This window comes from Alkalibacterium indicireducens (assembly GCF_039522005.1).
Lineage (GTDB): Bacteria > Bacillota > Bacilli > Lactobacillales > Carnobacteriaceae_A > Alkalibacterium > Alkalibacterium indicireducens.
Genome location: NZ_BAAADA010000037.1, coordinates 1 through 2,496, shown reverse-complemented (window position 1 = coordinate 2,496; position 2,496 = coordinate 1). Strand labels below are relative to the sequence as shown.

Sequence of the window (2,496 nt, the reverse complement as noted above, 5' to 3'; positions counted from 1 at the left end):
TAATTCAGAACTGAAAAAGTAATGGCTACGCACTATCCCAAAAGGGCGAAGGCGTAGCCGAAGCTTTTTTTAATTTTAATTTATAACCTATCTTATGGTATCTACTCCTTTTAATTATTGTATTTCTCAATAACTTCGTTTATCACATCTCGATTGTATCTTTCCCAATTCTCTGATTTTGTGCCTGCATAGGCTACTTGGTTTTGAATTGTCCATGATACTTTTAGTTCGTCTAGTCGTTCTGCAAATTGTGCATTTTTTTCTCTTACATTTTTTCTTTCGTGTGCTTCTAGTTCATATTTATTAGATACAATTTGATTAACATATAACCCTTCAAGTGCTTTATAAACTTCGATTGTAATTTCCATTTTCTACACTTCCTTTTTTATTTTTGCTTTAACAACTTTTTCTGGAAGTTTTGGGAAGTGGTGTCGGCTTCTTTAATCTTGAAGCTTTTCACTTCTTTTGAATGACTAGGATCTTCCAGTTATTTGGTTGTTAAAGAACTTTTTCTGTATAGTTTGGTGTGTTTGTCGTGGTTATGCCCCTGCATATGTAGTCGGTCTGTCAAGGGCGAGTGTGATCTTCTGTAAGTTTAAAATAAAGTCGCGACGTTTGCAAAAAAGATGCGATGTTTAAAACAAAGTCACGATGTTTATAAAAAAGTTGCGAAGTTTCACCCCTTTGGATATGATTGTCTAAAGGGGTGTTTTTGTGGCGAAACGAAAAAGAACATCTAAAGTCGATAAGTGGATTAAAGAAGGTAGAGGAACTGGCAGTGGGGCAGATTATCAGCCTTGGCTAAAAGTTCAAGATGTTTCCTCATTAGGTCGGTCAACGAGATTAAAAGGTACAAAAGCCGGTAGACAACATGAGTTTTTATCGGATTTGGAACGAAATTACTTTTATTTGACTGAATTTTCCGATGTTGTCTTAGATATTCGTGAACAATTTCCTTTATTACCACAAGAAGAGACGATTGTCATTGCGGAAGCGCTTGGAATAAAACACCCAGCTGATCCAAAAACAGGCGATCCAATTGTTATGACAACGGACTTTTTATTAACAGTTGATAAGGGAGAAGGTGTATTTGAAGTCGCTCATACTATCAAAATGAAAGACAAGCTATTAGAAGAACGTGTGTTAGAGAAATTCGAAATTGAACGTGAATACTGGGAGCGTAAAGGCATTAGTTGGGGTATTGTAACAGAGGAAGAAATTGATAAGATCGTGGCTAGAAATATTAGTTATATCCATGATTATTTTGATATTCGGAGCTATGATGTATATCGAGAAATGGCTAACCAACATATAGAGGATTTATCAATGTCTCTTATGAATCGTTTGTTGAATAGTTCACGAAGTATCCGAGAAATCACTAGTGAGTTTGATGCAGATACACACTTGCCTTTTGGAAGTGGTGTCACGTTGTTTTATCATTTGCTTGCTAAAAAAATAATGGTTACAGATATGTACAAGGCAATTGATTTAGAGCAATCAATTGATATTAAGTATATTGATGAAAGTAAATTGGAGAAGGTGAAATACGGATGATTTATATTAATCAGGTATTTCAATATGTAACAGATTCAAAAAGAATTCGGGTAATAGATATGGAAGAACCGCATGTCTATATAGTAAATATTGACACGAGCAGTGCTATGCCACGTAAAGAGCTATACTCTAGTCTAACCACAGATATCAAGCAAGGTGAACTGTTAGCGATTAGTGATCCTTATGCAAAAGTGATTTCCGAAGCTGATTTAACAGAAGTGCAGATTCGTAAGCGCGAAGAAGATTGGGGAAATATACAAAAATACTGTGTCCCCAATATGCCAGATTTGCTCCAAAAACAAGGAAGAGAAAGCAAGATTCGTGAAATCGTTCAAGAGAGCAACTTGGGCAAGACAAAGGTTAAAAAGCTACTAACTCGCTATTGGCAGCGTGGCATGACCAAAAACGCCATGTTACCTGACTACTCTAGTTCAGGTGGTAAAGGGAGAGCAAAAGCTCTAACAAATGCAAAGGTTGGTCGTCCTAGAAGAATAAATATAAATAATGAATATCAAACCGGTATTAACATTACAGAAGAAGTAAAGGTTCAAATTGAACACGTTATCAATAAGTACTACAGGAAAAAGAATAACTACTCTTTAAAAGATGTTTATAATTTTATGCTACGTGACTTCTATTCTGATCGCTATTCAGTTTCGTAAAAGTACGAAGAAGACCCAAAAAAAGATATTTAGTCGTTCCGAGAATTTTACGAAGGATGGCACGTAAAGAATCAGGCTCCACTATGGAAAAGCGTAAACAGGAAATGATGTCGCGGGGGTACTAATTATTCTAGTTTCGGTACCATCACGGTAGAAAGCCTACTTAGTTTTCCCACTGTAACATACAGATTGCAATCAAGTATATTAACTGAGTGAACTAGGAAACTCCAAGGAATAATTGGGGGAATAGCTCTTAAATGAGCATACAATTGATTGGTTT

At 35.8% G+C, this 2,496-nt stretch carries 3 protein-coding genes; 2 read left to right on the top strand and 1 reads right to left on the bottom strand.

The features are described from left to right. Nucleotides 1–110 precede the first annotated feature (110 nt). Nucleotides 111–368: a hypothetical protein gene (locus tag ABFX15_RS02600; RefSeq protein WP_346023965.1), complete on the bottom strand. Its 258-nt coding sequence runs from the start codon at nt 366–368 to the stop codon at nt 111–113. A gap of 346 nt (nt 369–714) precedes the next feature. On the opposite strand from ABFX15_RS02600, the gene ABFX15_RS02595 reads away from it, so the two are divergent. Together ABFX15_RS02595 and ABFX15_RS02590 are read left to right on the top strand one after the other, a co-directional pair. After that, nucleotides 715–1,554, top strand: a complete 840-nt coding sequence (locus tag ABFX15_RS02595) for a TnsA endonuclease N-terminal domain-containing protein (protein ID WP_344909446.1) — start codon at nt 715–717, stop codon at nt 1,552–1,554. Further along, complete coding sequence (locus tag ABFX15_RS02590) at nt 1,551–2,216, top strand: hypothetical protein (protein WP_346023964.1); 666 nt, start codon at nt 1,551–1,553, stop codon at nt 2,214–2,216. The genes ABFX15_RS02595 and ABFX15_RS02590 overlap by 4 nt, the downstream gene beginning before the upstream one ends. Nucleotides 2,217–2,496: the final 280 nt, after the last annotated feature.